At 68.9% G+C, this 23165-nt stretch carries 26 protein-coding genes; 16 read left to right on the top strand and 10 right to left on the bottom strand.

Annotated elements, in window-relative coordinates; genetic code table 11:
* The gene (locus tag ASG75_RS00510) at positions 1–588 is read right to left on the bottom strand and encodes a sigma-70 family RNA polymerase sigma factor (RefSeq protein WP_056384734.1); all 588 of its coding nucleotides are present in this window, start codon (positions 586–588) and stop codon (positions 1–3) included.
* Between the two features lie 205 nt (positions 589–793).
* Between ASG75_RS00510 and ASG75_RS00505 the strand changes: the two genes are divergently transcribed.
* The 3 genes from ASG75_RS00505 (at position 794) to ASG75_RS00495 (ending at position 4079) form a co-directional block, all read left to right on the top strand.
* Positions 794–2515, top strand: a complete 1722-nt coding sequence (locus tag ASG75_RS00505; RefSeq protein ID WP_056384733.1) for a cytochrome c biogenesis protein DipZ — start codon at positions 794–796, stop codon at positions 2513–2515.
* A 33-nt stretch (positions 2516–2548) separates the two neighbouring features.
* Positions 2549–3151 (top strand): peptide-methionine (R)-S-oxide reductase MsrB, encoded by a 603-nt coding sequence (msrB, locus tag ASG75_RS00500; protein WP_056384729.1) that lies wholly within the window; start codon positions 2549–2551, stop codon positions 3149–3151.
* Positions 3152–3251: 100 nt separating this feature from the next.
* The gene (locus tag ASG75_RS00495) at positions 3252–4079 is read left to right on the top strand and encodes an SH3 domain-containing protein (protein ID WP_056384727.1); all 828 of its coding nucleotides are present in this window, start codon (positions 3252–3254) and stop codon (positions 4077–4079) included.
* Positions 4080–4103: 24 nt separating this feature from the next.
* Here the strand turns inward: ASG75_RS00495 and ASG75_RS00490 are convergent, their stop codons facing one another.
* Positions 4104–4562 carry a hypothetical protein gene (locus tag ASG75_RS00490; RefSeq protein WP_056384725.1) on the bottom strand — a complete coding sequence of 153 codons (459 nt, stop codon included), beginning with the start codon at positions 4560–4562 and terminating at the stop codon, positions 4104–4106.
* Between the two features lie 88 nt (positions 4563–4650).
* Here ASG75_RS00490 and trxC point away from each other — a divergent pair, with 88 nt between their 5' ends.
* Entirely contained in the window at positions 4651–5094 is a 444-nt protein-coding gene (gene trxC / locus ASG75_RS00485) for a thioredoxin TrxC (protein WP_056384723.1), read from the top strand.
* Here trxC and ASG75_RS00480 read toward each other — a convergent pair whose 3' ends face one another.
* The gene (locus ASG75_RS00480) at positions 5095–6000 is read right to left on the bottom strand and encodes a LysR substrate-binding domain-containing protein (protein WP_056384721.1); all 906 of its coding nucleotides are present in this window, start codon (positions 5998–6000) and stop codon (positions 5095–5097) included.
* 92 nt (positions 6001–6092) lie between these two features.
* Here ASG75_RS00480 and ASG75_RS00475 point away from each other — a divergent pair, with 92 nt between their 5' ends.
* From ASG75_RS00475 to ASG75_RS00465, 3 genes are all read left to right on the top strand, one after another.
* A complete protein-coding gene (locus ASG75_RS00475; RefSeq protein ID WP_056384719.1) occupies positions 6093–6689 on the top strand; it encodes a LysE family translocator in 597 nt (198 codons plus the stop codon).
* 25 nt (positions 6690–6714) lie between these two features.
* Positions 6715–7341 carry an NADPH-dependent FMN reductase gene (locus tag ASG75_RS00470; protein ID WP_056384717.1) on the top strand — a complete coding sequence of 209 codons (627 nt, stop codon included), beginning with the start codon at positions 6715–6717 and terminating at the stop codon, positions 7339–7341.
* Between the two features lie 82 nt (positions 7342–7423).
* Positions 7424–8929, top strand: coding sequence for a peptidase S10 (locus tag ASG75_RS00465; RefSeq protein WP_056384715.1), 1506 nt, complete (start codon positions 7424–7426; stop codon positions 8927–8929).
* Between the two features lie 44 nt (positions 8930–8973).
* Here ASG75_RS00465 and egtD read toward each other — a convergent pair whose 3' ends face one another.
* Both egtD and egtB read right to left on the bottom strand, forming a co-directional pair.
* Positions 8974–9963 carry an L-histidine N(alpha)-methyltransferase gene (egtD, locus tag ASG75_RS00460; RefSeq protein ID WP_056384713.1) on the bottom strand — a complete coding sequence of 330 codons (990 nt, stop codon included), beginning with the start codon at positions 9961–9963 and terminating at the stop codon, positions 8974–8976.
* Positions 9960–11210, bottom strand: a complete 1251-nt coding sequence (gene egtB, locus ASG75_RS00455; protein WP_056384712.1) for an ergothioneine biosynthesis protein EgtB — start codon at positions 11208–11210, stop codon at positions 9960–9962. The genes egtD and egtB overlap by 4 nt, the downstream gene beginning before the upstream one ends.
* Positions 11211–11446: 236 nt before the next feature.
* Between egtB and ASG75_RS00450 the strand changes: the two genes are divergently transcribed.
* Positions 11447–11893 carry a DUF6491 family protein gene (locus ASG75_RS00450; RefSeq protein WP_056384709.1) on the top strand — a complete coding sequence of 149 codons (447 nt, stop codon included), beginning with the start codon at positions 11447–11449 and terminating at the stop codon, positions 11891–11893.
* 86 nt (positions 11894–11979) lie between these two features.
* Here the strand turns inward: ASG75_RS00450 and ASG75_RS00445 are convergent, their stop codons facing one another.
* The 3 genes from ASG75_RS00445 to ASG75_RS00435 form a co-directional block, all read right to left on the bottom strand.
* On the bottom strand, positions 11980–12402 hold the full coding sequence (locus ASG75_RS00445) for a hypothetical protein (protein WP_056384708.1): 423 nt from the start codon (positions 12400–12402) through the stop codon (positions 11980–11982).
* 62 nt (positions 12403–12464) lie between these two features.
* On the bottom strand, positions 12465–14651 hold the full coding sequence (gene rlmKL / locus ASG75_RS00440) for a bifunctional 23S rRNA (guanine(2069)-N(7))-methyltransferase RlmK/23S rRNA (guanine(2445)-N(2))-methyltransferase RlmL (protein WP_056384706.1): 2187 nt from the start codon (positions 14649–14651) through the stop codon (positions 12465–12467).
* On the bottom strand, positions 14648–15175 hold the full coding sequence (locus tag ASG75_RS00435) for an alpha/beta fold hydrolase (protein ID WP_056384704.1): 528 nt from the start codon (positions 15173–15175) through the stop codon (positions 14648–14650). The genes rlmKL and ASG75_RS00435 overlap by 4 nt, the downstream gene beginning before the upstream one ends.
* A gap of 90 nt (positions 15176–15265) precedes the next feature.
* On the opposite strand from ASG75_RS00435, the gene ASG75_RS00430 reads away from it, so the two are divergent.
* The 8 genes from ASG75_RS00430 (at position 15266) to ASG75_RS00405 (ending at position 20244) form a co-directional block, all read left to right on the top strand.
* Positions 15266–15820, top strand: coding sequence for an N-acetylmuramoyl-L-alanine amidase (locus ASG75_RS00430; RefSeq protein WP_056384703.1), 555 nt, complete (start codon positions 15266–15268; stop codon positions 15818–15820).
* A 28-nt stretch (positions 15821–15848) separates the two neighbouring features.
* Positions 15849–16685: an AraC family transcriptional regulator gene (locus tag ASG75_RS00425; protein WP_056384700.1), complete on the top strand. Its 837-nt coding sequence runs from the start codon at positions 15849–15851 to the stop codon at positions 16683–16685.
* A gap of 83 nt (positions 16686–16768) precedes the next feature.
* The gene (locus ASG75_RS16565; RefSeq protein WP_200935565.1) at positions 16769–16906 is read left to right on the top strand and encodes a hypothetical protein; all 138 of its coding nucleotides are present in this window, start codon (positions 16769–16771) and stop codon (positions 16904–16906) included.
* Complete coding sequence (locus ASG75_RS16095) at positions 16903–17103, top strand: hypothetical protein (protein ID WP_235580117.1); 201 nt, start codon at positions 16903–16905, stop codon at positions 17101–17103. Before ASG75_RS16565 ends, ASG75_RS16095 begins: the two co-directional genes overlap by 4 nt.
* Positions 17100–18143, top strand: a complete 1044-nt coding sequence (locus ASG75_RS00420; RefSeq protein WP_056384699.1) for a saccharopine dehydrogenase NADP-binding domain-containing protein — start codon at positions 17100–17102, stop codon at positions 18141–18143. The genes ASG75_RS16095 and ASG75_RS00420 overlap by 4 nt, the downstream gene beginning before the upstream one ends.
* Positions 18144–18198: 55 nt before the next feature.
* Entirely contained in the window at positions 18199–19065 is an 867-nt protein-coding gene (locus ASG75_RS00415; RefSeq protein WP_056384697.1) for an acyl-CoA thioesterase II, read from the top strand.
* Between the two features lie 35 nt (positions 19066–19100).
* Entirely contained in the window at positions 19101–19493 is a 393-nt protein-coding gene (locus tag ASG75_RS00410; RefSeq protein ID WP_056384695.1) for a hypothetical protein, read from the top strand.
* A 43-nt stretch (positions 19494–19536) separates the two neighbouring features.
* On the top strand, positions 19537–20244 hold the full coding sequence (locus ASG75_RS00405) for an arginyltransferase (protein WP_056384691.1): 708 nt from the start codon (positions 19537–19539) through the stop codon (positions 20242–20244).
* Between the two features lies 1 nt (position 20245).
* Here ASG75_RS00405 and ASG75_RS00400 read toward each other — a convergent pair whose 3' ends face one another.
* Both ASG75_RS00400 and purT read right to left on the bottom strand, forming a co-directional pair.
* Positions 20246–21772: an FMN-binding glutamate synthase family protein gene (locus ASG75_RS00400; protein ID WP_056384689.1), complete on the bottom strand. Its 1527-nt coding sequence runs from the start codon at positions 21770–21772 to the stop codon at positions 20246–20248.
* A 102-nt stretch (positions 21773–21874) separates the two neighbouring features.
* The gene (gene purT / locus ASG75_RS00395) at positions 21875–23056 is read right to left on the bottom strand and encodes a formate-dependent phosphoribosylglycinamide formyltransferase (protein ID WP_056384687.1); all 1182 of its coding nucleotides are present in this window, start codon (positions 23054–23056) and stop codon (positions 21875–21877) included.
* Between the last annotated feature and the right edge of the window lie 109 nt (positions 23057–23165).

Here is a 23165-nt window from a genome sequence, read left to right as displayed (position 1 = left end):
TCAGGGTTCTCCATGGAAACGTTCGCGCAGCGCCTTCAGCGCGCGATGCAGGTTCACTTTCAGCGCGCCGGCGTTGCGCCCGGTCAGCTTGGCCGCCTCGCCGAGCGAACGCTCGCGCAGGCCCAGCTGTTCCACCGCTTCGCGCTGGCCTGGCGGCAACTCGGCGATCGCCTCGTGCAGGCGTTGCGCGCGCTGTTCGCTTTCGGTGGCGGCGCTGGCATCGCTGCTGTCCGGATGATTGTCGAGCGCGAAATCATCGTGCAGTTCGCGGCTGTCGCGACGGCCGCGGCTGCGCAGGGCGTCGATCGCGCGGCGGCTGGCGATCGCGGTCAGCCACGCATCGTACGAGCGAGTCGGGTCGTAGGTGTGGCGCACCCGGTGCACGGTGATCAGGGTCTCCTGCACCACGTCGTCCAGGTGATCCTGCGCCACGCCCTGGCGCCGCGCGGTGGCACGGATCAGCGCCACCGAATCGGCCAGCAGCTTTTCGTAGGCACGCCGGTCGCCGGCCTGCGCAGCCGCCATCCACGCCGCCCGGCGCTGGCCGGGCGATTCGCTGTCGTTCACCGTGGCGACGTCGGCTGGCATGGTCTGGTCGAGACTCGCCCGCAGGGAAAGTCCACTATCTAGACCCATGAAGCCGGTGGCGGTCAAGACTTGCGACATGCTTCGCTCCGCGGCGGAACGCCTGACAGGTATTCGCTGCGGCCGACGCCAACGTTACTTCGTGCCGGCGCGTAACCCTCGCCAGGGCAACGGCGAATAACCAGACAACCTTCCACGGATGCTCCCCATGCTCGTGTTGATCCTCGCCTACCTCGGCGGCGTACTGACCATCCTCAGCCCGTGCATCCTGCCGGTACTGCCGTTCGTGTTCGCCCGCTCCGACCGGCCGTTCATGCGCAACGGTTTCCCGATGCTGCTGGGCATGGCGATCACCTTCGCCGTGGTCGCCACGCTGGCCGCGCTCGGCGGCGGCTGGGCGGTGCACGCGAACCAGTACGGCCGCTACGTGGCGATGCTGGTGCTGGCCTTCCTCGGCCTGACCCTGCTGTCGACCCGGCTTGCCGAATGGATCACGCGCCCATTCGTGGCGCTGGGCAACCGGCTGTCGCAGCGGTCGGCCGGCGACGGCGATTCGGTCTGGGGCGCGGCCGGCCTCGGCGTCGCCACCGGCCTGCTGTGGGCGCCCTGCGCCGGGCCGATCCTGGGTCTGCTGCTGACCGGCGCGGCGCTGAACGGGGCCAGCGTGCAGACCACCTTGCTGTTGCTCACCTACGCCGCCGGTGCAGCCACCTCGCTGGGCCTGGCGCTGCTGATCGGCGGCAAGGTGTTCGCGCTGATGAAGCGCTCACTCGGCGCCGGCGAATGGGTACGCCGCGCGCTCGGCGCACTGGTGCTGTGCGGCGTCGCCGCGATCGCGCTGGGCCTGGATACCGGCCTGCTCACCCGCGTTTCGCTGGCCAGCACCGGCGGCATCGAGCAGAAGCTGATCAACGCCGTGCGCCCGGCACCGGCGCCGCAGCCGGTGTTGAAGGCTGGCGAACCGCTGCCGGTGGAAGGCACGCTCCCGTCGCTGGCCGGCGCCACGCAGTGGTTGAACAGCCCGCCGCTGACCACCGAGTCGCTGCGCGGCAAGGTGGTGCTGGTCGATTTCTGGACGTACTCCTGCATCAACTGCATCCGCGCGCTGCCGTACGTGCGCGGCTGGGCCGACAAATACAAGGACCACGGCCTGGTGGTGATCGGCGTGCATGCGCCGGAGTTCGCGTTCGAGAAGGATCCGGCCAACGTGGCCAAGGCGATCAAGGACCTGGGCGTCGACTATCCCGTCGCGCTGGACAACGACTACGCGATCTGGAAAGGCTTCAACAACGAGTACTGGCCGGCGCACTACTTCATCGACGCGCAGGGACAGATCCGCCATCACCACTTCGGCGAAGGCGAGTACCGGGAAAGCGAGGACGTGATCCGCCAGCTGCTGGCCGACGCCGGCCAGAAGAACCTGCCCGGCGGCTACGTCAGCGACGACCACAACGGCATCGAGGCGGCCGCGTCGAACGACCCCACCCGTTCGCCGGAAACCTACGTCGGCTACGCCCGCGCGATGAACTTCGTCGGCGGCCGGGTGGCGCGCGACGACGCCCACGACTATCACGCACCTGCCTCGCTCGCCGCGGACCAGTGGTCGCTCGACGGCCGCTGGACCGTGCGCGACGAAAACGCGCAACTGGAGCAGGCCGGCGGCGCCATCGTCTACCGCTTCCGTGGCCGCGACCTGCACCTGGTGCTCGGCCCGGCGGCGGACGGCAAGCCGATCCGCTATCGCGTGAGCATCGACGGCAAGCCGCCCGGCGCCGACCACGGCATGGACACCGACGCAGACGGCCGCGGCACGGTCACCACGCAGCGGCTGTACCAGTTGGTACGCCAGGCCCACGGCAGCGGCGAGCGACTGTTCGAGATCGAGTTCCTGGATCCGGGCGTGCAGGCATACGCGTTCACGTTCGGCTGATTGACCGCTGCATGCATCTCCACGGAGGCTGTCATGTCCCGCATCGATGAAACCCTCGCGATGGACCGCCGCCGCTTCCTGCGCGCCGCGCTTGGCGGCGGTGCATTGCTGGCCGTTGGCGGCGGCCTGCTGCTGCCGCGGCTGTACGCCGCGGCGAACGCGCCGGTCGGCACGCCGGGCGAGGTGTTGCTGGAAATCTTCGACGACGCCGGCCATGACCTCGGCGCGCGCAAGGTGGCGAAGCTGGTGCTGAGCGATGCGCAATGGCGGCAGCGGCTGCCGCCGGCGGCGTACGACATCATGCGCCGCGAGGGCACCGAGCGCGCGTTCAGCGGCGAGCACGAGCGCCCCGCCGTGCCCGGCCTCTTCCGTTGCGTGGCCTGCGCCACCGCGCTATACGACGCGGCCACCGAGTTCGACTCCGGTACCGGCTGGCCCAGCTTCTGGCAACCGATCGCTGCCCGCAACGTGATCGAGCGCAGCGATCATCTGTTCGGCATGCAGCGCACCGCGATCAGCTGCGCCGGCTGCGACAGCCACCTCGGCCACGTCTTCGACGACGGCCCGCGACCGACCGGGTTGCGCTATTGCATGAACTCGGTGGCGCTGCGCTTCGTGCCGCGTGCGACAGCCTGAGTCGGACCTGACTACACAACGCTTCAACAACGGCGTCCTCACATTCCCGCGTGCATAACCGCAGGCGACGGTCATTCGACGATCGCTGGAGTTCGCCTGCATGAAACGCCTGACCCGATTCGCCCTTGCCACGCTGTCGTTGACTGCAGCGTCACTCGCCCTCCCCGCGCTGGCGCAGGCAGCCGAGGGCTACGTCACCGGCAACGTCAACCTGCGTGCCGGCCCCGACCCGGGTTATCCACGGATCGCGCTGATCCTGGCCGGCACCTACGTCGACGTGCTGGGATGCACCGAGGGCTGGGAGTGGTGCGACGTGATCGTCTACGGCAACCGCGGCTGGGTCGCCGGCAACTATGTCGAGTACGAATACCAGGACCGGCCGGTGCTGCTGCCCGCCTATGGCGCGCAGATCGGTGTCCCGATCATCACCTTCGTGATCGGCAACTACTGGGACAGCTACTACCGCGGACGGCCGTTCTACCGCGAGCGCGAGCGCTGGTACCGCCGCCCGATCGTGCATCGGCCGTCGCCACCGCCGATGCGCTACCCGTACCGGCCGTCGGCACGCACGTCGAACGACTATCGGTCGCCGGGCAATGACCGGTCGCGGCCACCGGCATGGCCGCAGCCGCGCCCGGGCAGCACACAGCGCGACACGCGCCCGCAACAGGACCAGCAGCCACGGCGATACGACGACAACCAGAGGCCTCCCGTCACGAGCCAGCGCTCGCCCGTGTCGTCGCAACAGGACAACACGGCACGTCCGGCCCGGCAAAACCGACCGGAAGCGCACGGCGACAACCGGGCCAGCCAGCAAGGCAATCGCCCGTCGAACGCCGCGCATGGTCAGCCGGCCCGGTCCGACCGCGCCAAGCCGAAATCCGCCGACAAGAAGAAGAACGATCACGAGGACCGCGATGGCCATTGATCGCGGTGGTGGCGCCGTGCGCCATCACGGCCACCAGCCGCGCCCCGAGCGCGCATAGCGGTCGGCCGCGCGCTCGAACGGGTTGCGCGCGCTGACCCCGCCGCACAACAGGTACAGCGGCAGGAACAGCGGCCCCAGCAGCATGTACTGGTAGACGTGCGCGCGCTCGTGGTCGGCCAGCGACACCGGTGGCTCGATGCCGCGGCCGGCGCGATGCGCGTAGGTGAGGCATAACGTATCCAGCCGCTCGCCGGTATGCACGATCACATTGCCCAGGGTCAGCGCGCCACCGCGGCCCCACGGCCAGCGGCGCACCACCAGCGCCAGTTCGCGCGGCTGCCAGCGCATACGTGCGCCGAAAGCCAGGCCGACCACTCCCAGCAACAGGCCGAGCAGGCTGTTCGGCAAGGTCCACAGCATGCCCAGCGCGAGCAGGCTTCGCTGCGGCCAGCGTGAAGCGGAGGCATCGGGACGTTGCGGCATATCGGCTCCGCTTGGATTCGACGGTGGTCGTCGCCATCTTGTCGGCGTTGGCGCCCGGCGCCTGACCTGTCATCGGAGTGAGTCTGCCATGAGTACACCACGGGCCATCCCCTGTCCGCATTGCGGCGCGCTCAATCGCGTGCCGGCCGAACGGGTGGGCGAGCATCCGAACTGCGGCCGCTGCAAGCAGGCGCTGTTCGAGGGACACCCGGTAGAACTCACCGCGGCGAACTTCGACGCGATCGCCGGCCGCGGCGACCTGCCGGTGCTGGTGGATTTCTGGGCGCCATGGTGCGGGCCGTGCGTCGGCTTCGCGCCGGTGTTCGTGCAGGCCGCCGGCAAGTTCGAACCGCGCCTGCGGCTGGCCAAGCTGGATACCGAGGCGCAGCCGCAACTGGCCGGGCGTTTCAACATCCGCAGCATCCCCACCCTGATCCTGTTCAAGCAGGGCCGCGAGATCGCGCGGCAGTCCGGCGCGCTGAACGCGGCGCAGCTGCAGCAGTTCGTCGAGGGCGCGCTGGCGCGCGGCTGATCACATGGCTGGCTGGCCGGTACCCGCCGCCTGCCAGCGCAGCCAGTCGATCACCGCGGCCACCGCCGCACGCGGTTTTGCGGGCGGCCGCACGATCCAGTACGACGGCCCCAGCGCCACGGCGAGTTCACCGAACGGGCGCAGCAGACTGCCGTTCGCCACGTCGTCCGCCGCCAGCCGGTGCCGCGCCAGCGCCACGCCCTGGCCCTGCATCGCCGCGCGCAGCACCAGGTCGGACGAGGTGTAGCGCGCGCCGCCCTGCAGCGAAAGTTTCGCCGGCCCGTGCGCCTGCCGCCACAACTCCCACGCCGCCTGCGGATCGCGGTCGTGCAGCAGGCGCAGGCCGGCCAACTGGGCCGGTTTGGATGGACGTCCGGATGCCTGCCACAGCGCCGGACTCATCACCGGATACAGCGCGTCGTCCATCAGCGGTTCGGCGTGCAGTTCCGGCCACGGCCCCTTGCCCATGCGGATCGCCAGGTCGATGCGGCCGTCGTCCAGCGCATCCAGGCGCTGTTCCACCTGCACCGACAGCTCGATCTTCGGATGCGCCTTCTCCAGTGCGGGCAGTCGCGGCAGCAGCCAGCGGATCGCGAACGATGGCGAGGCGGACAGGGTCACCGCATGCGCCGGGCGGGTCTCGCGCAACGCTGCCACCGCCTGTTCGATCTCGCGCAGGCCGGACAGCGTGGCGCGACCCAGCGCCTCGCCCTGCGGCGTGAAAACCAGCGCGCCGCGCCCGGCTGCCGTGCGCAGCAGCGGCACACCCAGCCAGCGATCCAGCTCGCCCAGGTGGCGGCTTACCGAGGAGTGCGCCATGCCCAGCTCGCGCGCGGCGGCGCGTACGCCGCCGTGGGCGTAGACCATGGCGAAGGCACGCAAGGCATTCAGCGGCAGCTCGTTCATGGTCGCAATTCTAGACCATAAACCACACGGCACAGACCAACCAAAGCCCCGAGTATGTACTTCATCCGACCATTAGCGATGAGGGACATGCCATGGATCCGTTGCTTGCCGCGTGCGGCCTGCTCTGCGTGGCCGCGATCACGCCCGGCCCGAACAACCTGGTGGTGCTGCGCGCGGCAGGGCATGCCGGCCTGCGCGGCGCGATGCCGGCGATCGTCGGCATTGTATGCGGCGGCCTGCTGCTGCTCGCGGTGACGGCACTGGGTGCGGGCGCGGCTTTCGCCACACACCCGCCGCTGCGGCGCTGGACCGGCGCGATCGGCGCGTTGTACCTGGTCTGGCTCGGCGTATCGCTGTGCGCCGCCGGCATCGCGCCACGACACGCCGCCGCGACGTCGGCAGCCTTGCCGGCCGGCACCCTGGGCCTGATCGGCTTCCAGTTCCTCAACCCGAAAAGCTGGGTGATCGTGCTGACCGTGCTGGCGGCGATGCCGGCCACCGGCCTGCGCGATTACCTGCCGCTGGCCGGACTGTTCGTGCTGATCCCCGCCCTGTGCCTGCTGCTGTGGGCCGCGCTGGGCGCGTGGCTGGCCCGCTGGCTGGTGCGCCCCGCGGTCCGCCGCGGCGTCGACATCGTGATGGGCGCCCTGCTGGTCGCCTGCGCCTTCCTGCTGCTGATCGAACCCTGACGCTTTGCTCACCGGAGATACCGAGATGACCGCCTTCCATACGACTCCCGCCCGCCGCGTGCTGTGCCTTGCCGGCAGCCTGCGCCGCGATTCCTGGAACCGCCGCCTGCTGCAGGCGGCCGTGGCCCAGGCACCGGCGACGCTGCAGCTGGACGTCTACGACGCGCTGTCCGCCGTGCCGCTGTTCGACGAGGACCTGGAGCGGCGCGAACCGGCCGGCCCCGCCGGCGTACAGGCGCTGCGCGCGGCGATCGCCGCCGCGGACGGCCTGATCATCGCCACGCCCGAGTACAACCATGCCATGCCTGGCGTGCTGAAGAACGCGCTGGACTGGCTCTCGCGCGAAAGTCCCGCCGGCGACGTGCTGTCGGAAAAACCCGTCGGCGTACTCGGCGCCAGCAGCGGTCCGTGGGGTACGCGCCTGGCGCAGGCCTCGCTGCGCCAGGTGCTGCACACCTGCGGCGCCCTGGTGATGCCCACCCCGACCCTGTTCGTGGCGAACACGGCCAGCCGCTTCGATGCGGACGGCGTGCTGACCGACCTGGCCATCGTGCAGTCGCTGCAGAACTTCACGCTGGCATTCGAACGATGGATGGAGCGTGTGGCGCCATCGGTCGGCAAGCTGGAGCCCGCGGCGGTGGCAGCGCGCTGACCGCGATCACCCATGCCTTTACGCACACCCCCGCCACGGCGCGGCCGGTTAAGCTGGCCGCTTTCGCCCGCGAGGAAAAGCCGTGCGCAAGTCCCTGCAATCCGTTCTGCTGGCGGCCCTCGTGCTGGCCGGGTCCCACGCCGCCCCGGCCCTCGCCGCCGACGCCCACAAGCCGGCGGCGCCGGATGCGGCCAGCAGCGATGGCTTCCAACTGCCACCGTTGCCTGCCGATGCGCACGTGACGCAATCGGCCACGGTGGACGGCCGCACGCTCAAGTACACGGTCACCGTCGGCTCGCTGCCGGTGCGCGACGACAAGGGCAAGACCACCGGCGAAGTGGTGTTCACCGCCTACACCATGGCTGGCAAGGAACGGCCGGTGACGTTCGCGCTCAACGGCGGCCCGGGTGCCTCGTCGGTGTACCTGAACCTCGGCGCGATCGGACCGAAGCGGGTGAACTTCGGCGTCGAGGGCGACAACCCGTCCGACCCGGCGACGCTGCACGACAACCCCGGTACCTGGCTGGGCTTCACCGACCTGGTGTTCATCGATCCCGTAGGCACCGGCTACAGCCGCGCGCTGGTCGACGACAAGGAAGCGACCAAACAGTTCTACAGCACCGACAGCGACATCCAGTACCTGTCGCGCATCGTCTACGACTGGCTGGTCAAGAACGGCCGCATGAGCTCGCGCAAGTACCTGGTCGGCGAGAGCTACGGCGGCTTCCGCGGCCCGCGCATCACCGAGTACCTGCAGACCCGGCTCGGCGTGGCGATGAACGGCGTGGTGCTGCTGTCGCCTTATCTCGACCCGGCGGCATCGGACGACGAGAACGTGTCGCCGCTGCCGTGGATGCTCACCCTGCCATCGATCGCCGCCGCGCACCTGGAGCGCGAGCACAAGCTCAGCGCCGAGGCGATGGCGCCGATCATCGAGTACACCCGCGGCGAATACGCCAGTGACCTGATGCGCGGCCGCTCCGACCCGCAGGCCACCGATCGCGTGGTGAAGAAAGTCACCGAGCTGACCGGGCTCGATCCGCTGTTCGTGAGGCGCTCCGGCGGCCGCATCGAAACCCAGGCCTACTTGCGCGAGGTATATCGCGCCGAAGGCAAGCTGGGCAGCCGCTACGACTCCAACGTCACCGCCTGGGACCCGTTCCCGTACGCACCGCACCAGCAGACCGGCGACCCGATCCTCAACGGCATCATCGCGCCCACCACCACGGCAATGGTCAACTTCGTCACCCAGACCGTGGGCTGGAAATACGACGGCCGCTACAACGCGCTCAGCTACGAAGTGAACAAGCTGTGGCACGAGGACAAGGACGCGAACAAGGGTTCGGTCTCGCAACTGCGCGAAGCGGTCGCCAACGATCCGGGCCTGCGCGTGCTGATCGCGCACGGCTGGGACGACCTGTCCTGCCCGTTCATGGCCTCGGTGCTGATCGTCGACCAGATGCCGGCGATGGGCGACCCGACCCGCGTGCAGGTGAAGAACTACCCCGGCGGCCACATGTTCTACGCGCGGGCGGACAGTCAGGCCGCGTTGACCAGCGACGTGAAGGCGTTGTACGGCGTCAAATGAGATAAGCCGCCGGCAGGCCTGGATACGCGCGCCACGCCTCGCACTCAGCGCGCCAGCGTGCTGGCGCGCACCAGGTACTGCACGCTGAACATCCGTTGCGGGTCGGTCCACACGTGTTTCACGGCCAGCCCGGCGCGGGCGGCCAGCGCGGCGAAGTCTTCCAGCGAATACTTGCAGCTGTATTCGACCTGGATCGCCTCGTCGGCGCGGAACGGCACGTTCACGCGGCCCACCTTCACCTGCTGCTCGCGGCGGCTGACGAGGTGCGTCTCGATGCGCCCGGCCATCGGGTTGTAGTGCGCGCGGTGGGCGAACGCCGACAGCTCGAAGTGGCTGCCGATCTCGCGGTTCAGCCGCGCCAGCATGTTCAGGGTGAACTCGGCGGTGACGCCGGCGCGGTCGTTGTAGGCCGCCTCGATCAGCGCCGGATCCTTTTTCAAATCCACCCCGATCAGGATGCCGCCGGCATCGCCCATCTCGTTGCGCATCTTGCGCAGCAGAATGGCGGCCTCACGATTCTCGAAATTGCCGATGGTGGAGCCGGGGAAATACAGCACGGTGCGCCGCGGCGCACGCGGCGGAATCGGCAGCCGCAGCGGCTTGCTGAAATCCGCGCACAGCGGCTGCAGCGGCAGCTGCGGGAACGCCACCGCCAGCCGCTCGACACTTTGCCGCAACGGTTCCGGCGAAATCTCCACCGGCACGTAGGCCACCGGTGCATGCAGGTGTTCGAGCAGCATACGGGTCTTGTGCGCATTGCCGCTGCCGTACTCGACCAGGCGCACGTCGGCACCGAGTTCATCGGCGATGCCGGCCGCGTGTTCATCCATCAGCGCGATCTCGCAGCGCGTGAGGTAATACTCCGGCTGCTCGCAGATCCGCTCGAACAGCATCGAGCCGCGCTCGTCGTAGAACAGCCACGACGGCAGCCGCTTGGGCTTCGCGCCGAGGCCGCGCTGGACGACTTCCAGAAGATCGCTTGATGGCGGACGACGATCGTCGTCGCTGATGCCACAGGGTTGCACGCTGCTCATCGGTCCTGTCCCAGTCGTAGCCCGGCGAATTGCCAGCGGGCCTGGGGTGGAAAGAAATTGCGGTAGCTGGCGCGCAGGTGATCGCGCGGGGTGACGCAGGAACCGCCGCGCAACACCCACTGGCCGCACATGAATTTGCCGTTGTACTCGCCCAGCGAACCGGGCAGCGGGCGGAAGCCCGGGTAGCTGACGTAGGGCGAGGCGGTCCACTCCCACACGTCGCCGTACAGCTGCAGCAGGCCGGCGTCGCCGCTCGCCGCGCGCGGCTGGAAGCGCTGCGCGTCCTGCAGGTTGCCGTCGATCGCGACGCCGTGCGCCGCCGATTCCCACTCGGCCTCGGTGGGCAGCCGCGCACCGGCCCAGCGTGCGAATGCCTCAGCCTCGTAATAGCTGAGATGGCAGACCGGTTCGTGCGGATCGAGCGCGCGCACGCCAGCCAGGGTGAACTCGCTGGCCAGGTCATCCTGCCAGTAGATCGGATGCTGCCAGCCCTCGCGCTGCAGCGTGGCCCAGCCGTCGGACAGCCACAACCCGGGTTCGCGGTAGCCGCCTTCGCGCACGAACGCCAGGTATTCGGCATTGGTCACCGGGCGGTTGGCCAGTGCATGCGGCTGCAGCAGGGTGCGATGGCGCGGGGTCTCGTTGTCGAACGCAAAGCTCTCGCCGCGATGGCCGATCTCGACGATGCCCTCGCGGCCATCGACGAAGCGCAGCGGCACGGCTTTCGTATTCGCCGCCGCAGCGATCGGTGCGCGATAGGCCGGCTGCAACGGATTGCACCAGAACGCGTGCTTGATGTCGGTCAACAGCAGTTCCTGATGCTGCTGTTCGTGCTGCAGACCCAACTCGACCAGCCCAGGCAGCTCGGCATCCTCGGCGCGGCCGAGCAGTTCGCCCACCGCGTCGTCGATGCAGCGCCGGTAGTCGCGTACCTCGTCCAGCGACGGCCGCGACAGCAGGCCACGTTGCGGCCGTGCGTGCATCGGCCCGACCGACTGGTAGTAGGAGTTGAACAGGTAATGCCAGGCCGGATCGCGCGGCCGGTAGGCCGGGTCGCGGCCCAGCACGAACTGCTCGAAGAACCAGCTGGTATGTGCCAAGTGCCATTTGCCGGGGCTGGCGTCGGGCATCGACTGCAGTTGCAGATCCTCGGCGCTGAGGTTGGCACAGAGTTCAAGCGTTCGCTGCCGCACCTGCAGGAATCGGGCGGCGATGCCTGCAGGTGCGGACGAGTGCCAGGTCGTCATCGCGACTCCCTTGGTACGGCCGGCAAGGCGGTCGCGTGGCGGTGGGTATCGAGTGTCTTGTCGCTCAAACGCATGTCGGCCAGCATGCCGCGTCAACCGTTCACTTATTGTGATACGAAGATGGCAGATACTTTGCAGCGCCCTTCCCCCGTACCCGTGCCGATGCGGGCCGGCATGCAGTTCCCGTGACGGAATTCACGGTATGCGTATTACCCGAAACAGACGAGGTAACGCCCATGAAAACGATCCTCCCCACCCTGCTGCTTGCTCTCACCGTCGGCGTCGGCGCGGCGCAGGCCGCCGACACGGCGCCCGCCCGATCGCCGCTGCCTGCAGGTGATTGCATCGACACCACCCAGATCAACGAATGGCACATCGTCGACGCCCGCACCGCCATCGTGCGCACCGGTCCCAAGCGCTACCTGGTGACGTTGCAGAGCGACTGTCCGCGACTGGGTACTCCGCCGCCCGGGCTGATCTTCCGCGCCAACCCGTCCAATACCGTCGTCAATCGCAGCCGCATCTGCGGCGAGGTAGGCGAGACCGTGCACTCACGCTACCAGCCACCGTGCGCGATCCAGTCGGTCAGCAAGATCGACAAGGAGCGCTTCGATCAGCTCAGCGCCCGCGCCACGCGTCATGGCAGCGGTGCGGAGCAGCCGACGGCCATGCCCGCCCATTGAACGGGTGCGGTACCGATTGCGCTGAAACAGAAGGGCCCGGACATGCCGGGCCCTTCGTGTCATGCGTGATGACTTGACCGCTCGGCTCAGTCGCCGTCGTAATCGTAGCCATCGTCACGGATGTAGCGCGTCTGGTACGGGTCGTCGTACACCACCGTGCGGGTCTCGACCACGCGACGACGCACCACCGGGGCATCCTCGTAGATCACCGTACGCGGCGGGCCGTAGACCGGCGCGCCGTAGTACACCGGCGCCGGGCGCAGCGCATTGTCGACCAGGCCGATCACCGCACCGGTGACGATCGCGCCAGCGATCCAGCGACCGCCGCTCCAGTGACCGCCATGGCCACCGTAGTAACCGCCGTGATAGCCGCCATGGTAACCGCCGTGATAACCACCGCCGTGGTAGCCATGACCGCGCGCAGACGCGCTCAGTGGCATCGCCACCGCCGCCGCGACTGCCAGACCGATGGCTGCCAGCTTGCCTGCACCGCTGAAACGTTGGGTCATGATCGTTCTCCGTTGTACAGGGCGGATGCTCGTCGGATCACGCTTAATGTGAACTGAAGGGTTCACCTTTTGATGCGCGCCGTATCCCACGGGTTGATCCCCGGGTCAGCCTTGCGTCGGCGCAGCAGCCAGCAGCCGTGGATATCGGCGCGACGGGCGAAGTCGAACGGGATGCTGGGCGTGGTCCAGTCCTCGATCTCGAAGTGCTGTTCCAGCGCCTCGCGATCCAGTTTGAAGCGGCGGAAATTGTTCGAAAACACGATCACGCCGTCGCGGGTCAGCCGCTCATTGCAGGCTTCCAGCAACTTCACGTGATCACGCTGCACGTCGAAATCCTCGGCGCGCTTGGAGTTGGAGAACGTCGGCGGGTCGACGAAGATCAAGCCGTAATGGCCGCGATCGCGCTGCAGGAATTCCAGCGCGTCGAACTGCATCAGGCGATGGCTGGCGCCGCTGAAACCGTTCAGCGCGAGATTGCGCGAGGCCCATTCCAGGTAGGTGGCGGAAAGATCCACGCTGGTGGTTTCCAGCGCGCCGCCGGCCGCCGCGTGCACGCTGGCAGTGGCGGTGTAGGCGAACAGGTTGAGGAAGCAGCGCCCCTCGGCCAGCTCGCGCACTTTCGCGCGCACCAGCCGGTGGTCGAGGAACAGGCCCGTGTCCAGGTAATCGGTGAGGTTGACCAGGAACTTCAGGCCGCCCTCCTCCACTTCGATGAACTCGTTGCGCTGGTCGAGCTGGCCGTACTTGGAACCGCCCTTGCCGCGCTCGCGGGTCTTCAGCGCAATGCGTTCGCGCGGCACGCCGAGCACCTCGCCGGCGACGCGGGCGATCTCGCGCAGGCGCAGCCGGGCCACGTCAGGCGGCACATCGGCCGGTGCGCGATATTCCTGGATGTGCAGGTGGTCGTCGCCATTCGTGTCGCCGTAGACGTCGATCGCCGCGGCGTATTCGGGCAGGTCCTGGTCGTAGGCACGCCAGCAATGGATATCCTCGCGCAGCAGCCGCTTGCGCAGATGCTTGACGTTTTTTTCCAGCCGGTTCTTCAGCATCTGCGCGCCGGCCGACAGCGGTTTCGGCTCGCGTGGTTTTTCGTCGCGCGGCTTCAGGTCGAAGGTCAGCAACACGGTTTCCAGCGCGCCGTTGTACAGCGCGTAGCGCTTGTCGGCATGCAGTTGCATCGCCCGGCCCAGCTCCACGTCGCCGGCCAGCACCGCGGCACGCCAGCCGCTGAAGCGGTTGCGCAAGGTGTCGCCCACGGCGCGATACAGCTTCGGCATCTCGGCGCGGTCGCCGAGCCGCTCGCCGTACGGCGGGTTGGTGATGACCAGGCCGTAGTCGACGCCCGGCGGCGGCGCGGCACGCGCCACGTCCTGCTTGTCCAGGGTGAAGAAGCCGGCCACGCCCGCGGCCTGCGCGTTGCGTTTGGCCGTCTGCACCATGCGCGGGTCGGCGTCGCTGCCGAAGAACACGCTGCGCAGACCGCGCAGGCCGGTTTCGGCGCGCTGCTTCGCTTCATCCAGCAAGCCGCGCCACAGCGCGATGTCGTGCTGCTGCCAGCCGAGGAAACCGAAGTACTCGCGGCGCAGGCCGGGCGCCACGTCGGCCGCCATCAACGCGCCTTCGATCAGCAAGGTGCCCGAGCCGCACATCGGATCGAGCAGCGCGCCGCCGGCGGCGTACACCTCGGGCCAGCGCGCGCGCAGCAGCATCGCGGCGGCGAGGTTTTCCTTCAGCGGCGCCTCGCCCTGCTCCTCGCGCCAGCCGCGCCGGTGCAGTGGCGAGCCGGCCAGGTCCAGCGACAGCGTGGCGCGGTCGCGACGCAGGCGCACATTGATGCGGATGTCCGGCTCGTCAGTATCGATGCCCGGCCGGTTGCCGTCACGCTGGCGGAACTGGTCGACCACCGCGTCCTTCACGCGCAGGCCGATGAACTGGCTGTGGGTGAGCTTGCTCATCGCGGTGCCGGCATCCACCGCGAAGGTGGCATGCGCGGCCAGGTGCTGGCTCCAGTCGATCGTCTGCACGCCGCGATACAGCGCATCGTCGTCGGCCGCGTCGAACTCGGTCAGCGGCAGCAGGATGCGGCTGGCCAGGCGCGACCACAGGCAGGCCTTGTAGGCGGTTTCCAGCGTGCCGGAAAAATGTGCGCCGGCCAGTGCCTCGCGCACGTCGCTGGCGCCGAGCGCGACGAGTTCGTCGCGCAGCAGGTATTCCATGCCTTTCGGGCAGGTGGCGAAGTAGTGATTCATGCGGTGGTCGCCAGCTGATCGAGCATGTACCGGAACTGCGCCGTGATCATGGGCATGCTGGAACCCAGCCGGTGATCGTCATCCACCAGCAGCAGCGGCAACCGGCGCTTCGCGGCGAATGCGTGCACGCCGGCCAGCGGGCACACCTCGTCGCGCCAGCCGTGGATCAGGATGGTCGGCACATCCGGGCGCAGATCGAACGCCCGCGCATAGCCGGGAATCGCGCTGGGCGTGGCCAGCAGCAACAGGCCGGCCACCGGCACGTCCAGCGAGACCAGCCCGGAGACGAACGCACCCATGCTGGAGCCGACCAGCAGCGGCGGCGCATCCAGCGCCTCGATGGTGGCGCGCAGGCGGGCGATCCGCGGGGCCACCGATCCGGCGTGACCGCGCGCATCGTCGCTGCCGTAGTCCGGCCGTTGCGTGCGCCAGCCCAGCGATTCGGCCAGTGCGGCCAGCGCACTGACCTTGGTGGCGTCCGGACTGGAGTCCGAGCCGTGCGAAAGGATGATCTGGCCGCGCATGGCGCGTCTCCGTGAAACTGCTGGAAGCAAGGCGCGCATGGTAACAGGCGGCGTTTCCGCGCGGCCTTGCCGCGTGCGAAACTGCCGCGCATGAGCCTGAGCATCCACGAGCAGCCGCTGCCCTACGTCGACATCCTGCCCGAGCGCCCAGCCGACGCGGTCGAGCTGGTGGTAATCCACTGCACCGAACTGCCCGATCTGGCCACCGCACGCGAATACGGCGAACGCGTGCTGCATCCCAGCGGCGCCGGCAACAGCGGCCATTACTACGTCGACCGCGACGGTGCGGTGTACCGCTACGTGCCCGGCACCCGCGTGGCGAACCACGTGCGCGGCCACAACCCGAACTCGATCGGCATCGAGCTGGTCAACCGGGGCCGCTATCCGCACTGGTGGGATTCGTGCCACCAGCAAATGGACGAGCCGTACACCGATGCGCAGATCGCCGCGCTGAGTGCCCTGCTGGCGCAGTTGCGCGTGGCATTCCCGAACCTGCGCCAGATCGCCGGCCACGAGGACCTGGACACCGCGCTGATGCCGGCCAGCGACGATCCCGCGCTGCCGATCCGCCGCAAGCTCGACCCCGGCCCGCGTTTCCCCTGGCCTGCCATCGTCGAGGCCTGCGGCCTGCAGCGGCTGCGCTAGACTGCATCGCCCCCTTCGAGCCGCCGCCATGCCGGAGTTCGACGTCCAGCCGCTGCTGCAATCGACCACCGTCGCGGTGCACGACGTGTGCTGTCGCGGCGCCTGCCGCCATCGCAGCGCCGAGGAATGTGCGGGCTCGACCCAACTGGTGTTTCCGTATCGCGGGCTGTTCCTGCGCCACGTCGGCAGTACGCAATCGGTGGCCGACGCCAACCACGTGCTGTTCTTCAACGCCGGCGAGGGCTACCAGGTCAGCCACCCGGCGACCGGCGGCGACGCCTGCCTGTCGCTGTCGGTATCGCAGCCGCTGCTGCGCGAACTCGCGCCGGCCGCGATGCTGCAACGGCGCGACCAGCCCGTGTTTCGCCACCAGGCGCTGCGCATCGACGAGCGCGCGCAGGTGCTGGTGGCGCTGTTGCGCCACAGCCTGCGCAACGGCGGCATCGAGTCGCTGGAGGCCGAGAGCCTGGCGCTGACCCTGGTGTGCCGCAGCCTCGGCCCGCGCACCACCCATGCGCCCGGCGCGTCGCGCGCGCGGCAACGGCTGGTGGATCGGGCGAAGCTGCTGCTCGCCAGCGACCTCACCCGGCGCTGGGCGCTGGCCGACATCGCCGCGGAAGTCGGCGGTTCGCCGGTCTATCTCACCCAGGCCTTCCAGCAAGTCGAAGGCATGCCGCTGTACCGCTACCACCTGCGCCTACGCCTGGCGCGCGCGCTGGATCTGGTGGCCGACTGCGAGGACGTCGCCGCGCTGGCGCAGGACCTGGGCTTCTCCAGCCACAGCCATTTCAGCGCCGCGTTCCGCCAGGCCTACGGCCGCACGCCTACGGCCTTCCGCCAGGCCGCGCTGTCGCGATCGCTGTGAATCGCTAAAGATCCTGACAGCCGCCGCCGGCGGCTGGTGGTCTCCTGTGCCTGCCCGATCGCGGGCCCTACCGGAGACACGCCATGAACGAGAACACCTGCGCCGCCTGCGACTATCCGCTCGACGGCAACGCCATCAAGGTCACCATCGGCGGCCGCACCGTCGAGGTCTGTTGCGAGGAGTGCGCACAGAAGCTGCGCGAGGCGGAAGCGCAGTCGTGAGCGGCGGAACCTCATCACCCGCCGCACGACTGGCGGCGCCGGGCATGAACCGGCGCCGCTTCCTCGACCGCGCCTTCGGCCGTTCGCTGGGTGTGCGCCAACTCCAGGGCAGCAAGCTGTTCTGGCCCGAGGAGCGCCCCGACGTGATCGCCGAAGAAGCGCGCCGACTGTGGGCCGCGCAGGGAGACCAGGCATGACGACGCATCCTTCCCCCCGCATCGCGGTGTACGGCGCCTACGGCCATACCGGCCGCTTCGTGCTCGCCGAACTGCGCCGCCGCGGTTTCGTGCCGGTAGCCTGCGGCCGCGACGCGGCCCGGCTGCACGAACTGGCCACGGTCGTCGGCGTCGAGGTCCGGGTGGCCGCCACCGATGACCCCGCCGCGCTGGACGCCGCCATCGCCGGCACCGCCGCCGTCCTGCATTGCGCCGGCCCCTTTCTCGACACCGCCACGCCGGTGCTGGATGCGGCGCTGCGCGCACGCATCCACTACCTCGACGTGGCGGCGGAACAGCGTGCCGTGGCCGACACCCTGGCGCGCGATGGCGAGGCGAAAGCCGCGGGCGTGACGGTGGTGCCGGCGATGGCCTTTTACGGCGGCCTCGCCGACCTGCTGGCCAGCGCCGCGCTCGACGGCGCCACCGACGCGGACGCGGTGGACATCGCCGTCGCGCTCGACGGCTGGCATCCGACGCGCGGCACCCGCCTCACCGGCGAGCGCAACCATGACCCGCGCACGTACATCGAGCACGGCCGCACCCGCACCGTGCCCGACCCCGCGCCCGTGCGCGAGACCGATTTCCCGGCACCGTTCGGGCGGCTGGAAACGGTGCTGCTGCCGCTGTCCGAGGCTGTCGTGGTGCCGCACCACATCGCCTGCCGCAACCTGCACTCGTGGATGAACCTGGCCCCGCTGCGCGATTTGCGCGATCCGGCCACGCCCGCGCCGGTCGCCGCCGACGACAGCGGCCGCTCCGCGCAGCGCTTCGCGGTCGACGTACGCGTGCGCCGCGGCAACCACACTTGCCGCGCCATCGCCAGCGGACGCGACATCTACGCCGTCACCGCGCCACTGCTGGTCGAGGCGCTGCAACGCATCCTCGATGGCCGTGTCCGCGCTCGTGGCACGCTGGCCGCGGGTCAGGCCTTCGATGCACGCGACTTTCTGGCCGCGCTCGATCCCGCGGCAATCACAGTCACGTTCGAAGCCGGCGCAGGCTCGGCCGGCACCCGCTGAATGCGGGTTCGGGCAGCGCCACCGCTATACTGGCGGCCCCCTGCAAGGACACGCCATGAGCGAAGACCACGTTGCCGAACTTGTCGAGTTGCTGCACCTGGAACGGCTGGAAGACAACCTGTTCCGCGGCCAGAGTCGCGACATCGGCACCCGCTTCGTGTTCGGCGGCCAGGTGCTGGGGCAGGCGCTGGCGGCGGCGCAGCAGACGGTCGATCCGGCGCGCGAGGCGCATTCACTGCACGCCTACTTCCTGCGCGCCGGCGACATCGAGGCACCGATCGTCTACAGCGTGGAGCGCGCGCGCGACGGCGGCACGTTTTCGTCGCGACGCGTGCTGGCGATCCAGCACGGCCAGCCGATCCTGAACGGCTCGGTCTCGTTCCAGTTGCCCGAAGTCGGTGTGGAACACCAGACCTCGATGCCGGAAGTACCCGCACCGGAGGACCTGGAACCGCTGCGCCCGCTGCCGCCGGACGAACTGGCGCGACTGCCGGTGAAGCTGCAACGCTGGATGGGTATCGACGGCCCGTTCGAGTTCCGCCAGGTATGGCCGCGCGACGAACGCCACCCGGCCAAGCGCCCGCCGATCCAGCACATCTGGTTCAAGCTGACCTCGCCGATCGACGACTCGGCGATCCTGCACCGCGCGCTACTCGCGTATGCCTCGGATTTCCACCTGATCGGCACCGCCACCCTGCCACACGGCATCTCCTACCTCACCCACAACGTGCAGATGGCCAGCCTCGACCACGCGCTGTGGTTCCACCGCCCGTTCCGCGTCGACGAATGGCTGCTGTACTCGTTCGACAGCCCCACCGCGCAAGGCGGCCGCGGCCTGGCGCGCGGGCAGATTTTCAGCCGCGACGGCCGGCTGGTCGCCTCCAGCGCGCAGGAAGGGCTGATCCGCGTGCGCGGCGACTGAACACCGGTTCCGGGGCATTCGCGTAAACTGCGCCCATGCGCCAGATCTATACCTCACCCCGCCAGGAAAACATCGACACCGTGGTCGCCCTGATGGCCGAGCACGGCATCGAGGCCACCGTGGCCAATCGGTCCAACTACAACCGGCCGACCTGGCAGCGTTTCAGCTATTCGCAGCGGCGGGACGACCGCGGCAGCTGGGCACAGGTGTGGATCACCCACGCCGACGACTACACCAAGGCGCGCACCCTGCTGCGCGAGATCGGCATCGAGCCGGTGGTCCGCCACGGCGAGGAGCTGGCCGCCGCACGCAACCCCACCCCGGCCGACCGGCGCGCGCATACGGTGACCCGCGTGCGACGCATCGTGCTGCTGGCGGTGCTGGCCGTACTCGCCATGGCGATGCTGCGCTATTTGCGGGTGATCTGAGTTCGACAGTGCGACGCCCGTCACGCGGGCATAGAATCGGCGAATGCGCCGTTCCGACCAAGTCCGCCTGTTCCAGACGCTGCCCCACGCGTGCGGCTACTACGCCGACCGCACGGCGCAGAACCTGGTGCTGGACCCGGCCGCGCCGAATCTCGACCAGTTGTACGGCCCGGCGCTGGAGCGCGGCTTCCGTCGCGCCGGCGGCCATCTGTACTTCCCGAACTGCGCGCAGTGCCACGCCTGCACGCCGTGCCGCATCGACGTGGCGAACTTCCAGCCGGACCGCGCCCAGCGCCGCTGCCTGAAGCGCAACGCCGACCTCGCGGTCAGTGAGTCGATCCCCGGGTACAACCGCGAGCGCCACGCGCTGTACGAACGCTACCTGCAGAGCCGCCACGCCGGCGGCGGCATGGACGATGCGGAAGCCAGCGATTTCCGCCGTTTCCTCACCGCGCCGTGGAGCCCCACCCTGTTCATGGAGCTGCGTCTGGGCGAGCGCCTGCTCGCCGTGGCGGTCACCGACATCTGCCTCAACGGCGTCTCGGCGGTCTACACCTTCTACGACCCCGACGAAACCGCGCGCGGCCTGGGCACCTGCGCGATCCTGCAGCAAGTGGCGCTGGCGCGCCGCCGCGGCATGCCGTGGCTGTACCTGGGCTTCTGGATCGACGGCCATCCGAAGATGGACTACAAGCGGCGCTTCAAACCGCTGCAGATCCGCACAGCCGAGGGCTGGCAGGCCATGGCCTGAACTACGCGTCGACCCCGGCCTGCCGCCTTGCCGCCTGCGGATACGGAAATAGTTTCTCCAGCGGAATCGACAACCCGTCATCGCCGACCACGCGGCAGTGCCCGCGGTTGAGCTGGCGCGGTTCGCTGACGCCGCAGCTGTGCGCGATGATGCCGACTTCGTGCATCACGTTCTTCGCGTAGTGGAACACCCGCTCGCTCTTGTCGCTGACCACCAGGCCGCGCTGCAGTTTGGGGTTCTGCGTGGTGATGCCGGTAGGACAGGTGTTGCGGTTGCACTGCAACGACTGGATGCAGCCCAGCGCCAGCATGAAGCCGCGCGCGGAGTTGACGAAGTCCGCGCCGATCGACAGCGCCCACGCCACGTCGTAGGCGGTAATGCACTTGCCCGAACAGACCACCTTGATGCGCTCGCGCAGGCCCTTGACGATCAGCATGTCGAGCAGCGCCGGCAGCGCCTCGTGCAGCGGCAGGCCGACGCCTTCCATCAGGGTCTGCGGCGCCGCGCCGGTGCCGCCTTCGGAACCGTCGACGATGATGAAATCCGGCGCGCTCTCGATGCCGCGCTTGTGCACTTCATCGCACAGCTCGCCGATCCATTCCACCCCGCCCAGTACCGCCTTGAAACCCACCGGCTTGCCGGTGAGTTCACGGATGTGGCCGATACTGTCCATCAGCTGCGACACGTTGCCGATGTCGAGATGACGGTTCGGACTCTGCGAATCCTCGCCGACCGGGATGCCGCGGATCGCCGCGATCTCGGCGGTGACTTTGGCGCCCGGCAGCAGGCCGCCCATGCCGGGCTTGGCGCCCTGGCCCAGCTTGATGCTGACCATCTTCACCTGCGGGTGCGCGCAGATCGCCAGCAGCTTGTCGTCGTCGAGTTTGCCCTCGGGCGTGCGCACGCCGTACTTGGCGGTGCCGATCTCGAAGATGATGTCGCAGCCGCCTTCGAGGTGGTACGGCGCCAGCCCGCCCTCGCCGGTATCCATCCAGATGCCCGCCTTCGCCGCGCCGCGCGACAGCGCGCGTACCGCCGGCGCCGACAACGCGCCGAAGCTCATCGCCGAGATGTTGAAGAACGCCGCGTGGCTGTACGGCTCGCGCGCGTACGGACCGACTGTCACCGGTACCGGCTCGACGTGATCCACGCCCAAGTCCGGGAACGGCGCGTTGACGAAGAACGGCACGCCCTCCGCACGCAGGTCGCGGCTGGAGCCGAACGCGTTGGTGTTGTCGACGTTCTTCGCGGCGCGATAGACCCAGGTGCGCTGCGCGCGGTTGAACGGCATCTCCTCGCGATCGCTGGAATACAGGTACTGGCGGAAGAACTCGCCCAGGTGCAGGAACCAGTAGCGGAAGTGGCCGATGATCGGGAAGTTGCGCAGCACCGCATTACCGGTCTGGTTGCGGTCGACCACCCAGGTCACCAGCAGCACCACCACCGCCAACGCCAGCAGCAGCAGGGCAAAAGCCGCAACCAGTTCGACCATCACGACTAGCCAGTGCGCAAATCCCGTCGATTCCATCCTGCCACCCTCTGTCAGTCAGCTGTCACGGCAGACCGCCTGCGTGCTTGCAGGAGTCTCGTCACCCAAGCCTATCGCATCGAACCGAACCCATGCCTGCGCTCACAGCTCGATGCGCAGATGCCCGGCCGCGCGCACCGCCTTGCCCACCGCCGCCTCCAGCGACTCGGCGCGCGCCAGCGTCACCGCCATGCGCCGCCGCCCCTTCACCTCGGGTTTGCCGAAGATGCGCAGCTGCGTGTCCGGCTCGGCCAGTGCCGCAGCGACGCCGTGGTAGCGCGGCCCCGCGCCGTCGCCCTCGACCAGCACCGCGCACGAAGCCGACGGCCCGTACTGATGAATCACCGGAATCGGCAGACCGAGGATCGCCCGCGCATGCAAGGCGAACTCGGAGAATTCCTGCGAGATCAGCGTGACCAGGCCGGTGTCGTGCGGCCGCGGGCTGACCTCGGAGAAGATCACCGCATCGCCCTTCACGAAGAACTCCACGCCGAACACGCCCCAGCCGCCCAGCGCGCCGGTGACTGCAGCGGCCTGTCGTTGCGCCTCGGCCAGCGCGGCATCGCTCATCGGCTGCGGCTGCCACGATTCGCGGTAGTCGCCCTCCTCCTGGCGATGGCCGATCGGCGCGCAGAAGCTGACGCCATCGACGTGCCGCACGGTGAGCATGGTGATCTCGTAGTCGAAGTCGACGAAGCCCTCGACGATCACCCGGCCCTTGCCGGCGCGCCCGCCGGACTGCGCGTAGTCCCACGCGTGCTGCAGTTCGCCGGCGCCGCGCACCACGCTCTGGCCCTTGCCGGAAGAGCTCATCACCGGCTTGATCACGAACGGGTAGCCGATCGCCGCGACGGCCTCGCGGTACTGCACCTCGTCGTCGCAAAAACGATACGGCGAGGTCGGCAATTTCAATTCCTCGGCGGCCAGCTTGCGGATGCCTTCGCGGTCCATCGTCAGCCACGCCGCGCGGGCGGTCGGAATCACCCGCTGCCCTTCCTTCTCCAGCTCGATCAGGGTCGGCGTGTGGATCGCCTCGATCTCCGGCACCACCAGGTCGGGTTTTTCCAGCTCGATCACCGCGCGCAACGCCTTGCCGTCGAGCATGTCGACGACGTGGCTGCGATGGGCAATCTGCATGGCCGGCGCATTCGCATAACGATCCACCGCGATCACCTCCACGGCGTAACGCTGCAGTTCGATCGCCACCTCCTTGCCCAGCTCGCCGGCCCCGAGCAGCAGGACACGCAGCGCGTGGTCGGAATGGGGCGTGCCGAATGGCTTCATCGGGTTCTCCGGTGCTGGCAAACCGGCATTGTATGCGGCGATCCCGTCCGCGCAGCGGGCTACTGCCGCCGGCTCTTGCACTAGATATCATTTTGATATCTAATTCGCA

It is taken from the genome of Rhodanobacter sp. Soil772, assembly GCF_001428385.1.
Classification (GTDB): Bacteria; Pseudomonadota; Gammaproteobacteria; order Xanthomonadales; family Rhodanobacteraceae; genus Rhodanobacter.
Note: the sequence above shows the minus strand (reverse complement) of the source record. Positions and strands in the feature narration are given on the sequence as shown.

Coding starts and splice junctions, on each gene's coding strand:
- ASG75_RS00420 (WP_056384699.1), top strand. CDS start 17,100: ATGACGACGCATCCTTCCCCCCGCATCGCGGTGTACGGCGCCTACGGC.
- ASG75_RS00435 (WP_056384704.1), bottom strand. CDS start 15,175: ATGCGCGGCCAGATCATCCTTTCGCACGGCTCGGACTCCAGTCCGGAC.
- ASG75_RS00475 (WP_056384719.1), top strand. CDS start 6,093: ATGGATCCGTTGCTTGCCGCGTGCGGCCTGCTCTGCGTGGCCGCGATC.
- ASG75_RS00495 (WP_056384727.1), top strand. CDS start 3,252: ATGAAACGCCTGACCCGATTCGCCCTTGCCACGCTGTCGTTGACTGCA.
- ASG75_RS00410 (WP_056384695.1), top strand. CDS start 19,101: ATGCGCCAGATCTATACCTCACCCCGCCAGGAAAACATCGACACCGTG.
- purT (WP_056384687.1), bottom strand. CDS start 23,056: ATGAAGCCATTCGGCACGCCCCATTCCGACCACGCGCTGCGTGTCCTG.
- msrB (WP_056384729.1), top strand. CDS start 2,549: ATGTCCCGCATCGATGAAACCCTCGCGATGGACCGCCGCCGCTTCCTG.
- ASG75_RS16565 (WP_200935565.1), top strand. CDS start 16,769: ATGAACGAGAACACCTGCGCCGCCTGCGACTATCCGCTCGACGGCAAC.
- ASG75_RS00430 (WP_056384703.1), top strand. CDS start 15,266: ATGAGCCTGAGCATCCACGAGCAGCCGCTGCCCTACGTCGACATCCTG.
- ASG75_RS00450 (WP_056384709.1), top strand. CDS start 11,447: ATGAAAACGATCCTCCCCACCCTGCTGCTTGCTCTCACCGTCGGCGTC.
- ASG75_RS00425 (WP_056384700.1), top strand. CDS start 15,849: ATGCCGGAGTTCGACGTCCAGCCGCTGCTGCAATCGACCACCGTCGCG.
- rlmKL (WP_056384706.1), bottom strand. CDS start 14,651: ATGAATCACTACTTCGCCACCTGCCCGAAAGGCATGGAATACCTGCTG.
- ASG75_RS00510 (WP_056384734.1), bottom strand. CDS start 588: ATGCCAGCCGACGTCGCCACGGTGAACGACAGCGAATCGCCCGGCCAG.
- ASG75_RS00400 (WP_056384689.1), bottom strand. CDS start 21,772: ATGGAATCGACGGGATTTGCGCACTGGCTAGTCGTGATGGTCGAACTG.
- egtD (WP_056384713.1), bottom strand. CDS start 9,963: ATGAGCAGCGTGCAACCCTGTGGCATCAGCGACGACGATCGTCGTCCG.
- ASG75_RS00470 (WP_056384717.1), top strand. CDS start 6,715: ATGACCGCCTTCCATACGACTCCCGCCCGCCGCGTGCTGTGCCTTGCC.
- ASG75_RS00415 (WP_056384697.1), top strand. CDS start 18,199: ATGAGCGAAGACCACGTTGCCGAACTTGTCGAGTTGCTGCACCTGGAA.
- ASG75_RS00505 (WP_056384733.1), top strand. CDS start 794: ATGCTCGTGTTGATCCTCGCCTACCTCGGCGGCGTACTGACCATCCTC.
- ASG75_RS00480 (WP_056384721.1), bottom strand. CDS start 6,000: ATGAACGAGCTGCCGCTGAATGCCTTGCGTGCCTTCGCCATGGTCTAC.
- ASG75_RS00405 (WP_056384691.1), top strand. CDS start 19,537: ATGCGCCGTTCCGACCAAGTCCGCCTGTTCCAGACGCTGCCCCACGCG.
- trxC (WP_056384723.1), top strand. CDS start 4,651: ATGAGTACACCACGGGCCATCCCCTGTCCGCATTGCGGCGCGCTCAAT.
- egtB (WP_056384712.1), bottom strand. CDS start 11,210: ATGACGACCTGGCACTCGTCCGCACCTGCAGGCATCGCCGCCCGATTC.
- ASG75_RS00490 (WP_056384725.1), bottom strand. CDS start 4,562: ATGCCGCAACGTCCCGATGCCTCCGCTTCACGCTGGCCGCAGCGAAGC.
- ASG75_RS00445 (WP_056384708.1), bottom strand. CDS start 12,402: ATGACCCAACGTTTCAGCGGTGCAGGCAAGCTGGCAGCCATCGGTCTG.